The 340-nt window shown below is 44.1% G+C and carries 1 protein-coding gene; it reads left to right on the plus strand.

Annotation, left to right across the window (positions count from 1 at the left end; genetic code table 11):
- Nucleotides 1–152: 152 nt before the first annotated feature.
- Nucleotides 153–340, plus strand: a 188-nt coding sequence (locus DV740_RS14590) for a hypothetical protein (RefSeq protein ID WP_147342283.1), incomplete at its 3' end; no start/stop codon positions are given.

Here is a 340-nt window from a genome sequence, read left to right on the forward strand (position 1 = left end):
GGCTTTTCACAGTTAATTGGTCTGATGAGTTATTATCAGAACCTCCTGACGCAGGATGCCGGGAAGCTTCTCACACTGCGTGATGAACTGGTTGATGCAGAAGCTTCTTTGATGAAAATGATAAAGACAAAATAGGGGGAGTGGAGAAAGTTATGGGATTTCAGGTAAAGTATGAAGAAATTACCAGCATTCGGGAACTGATTCTGGCACAGCTTGACCGGTGGATAGAGCAGATAGATGCGGTAAGAAGCAGTATTGTAGAGATTGCTGCCATGTCGGAGATGCACGGAGAGGCAGCAGAGCATGTAAGAAGCTATATGTGGGATTATCATATGAATCT

The organism is Roseburia sp. AF02-12 (assembly GCF_003461765.1).
Lineage (GTDB): Bacteria > Bacillota > Clostridia > Lachnospirales > Lachnospiraceae > Roseburia_C > Roseburia_C amylophila.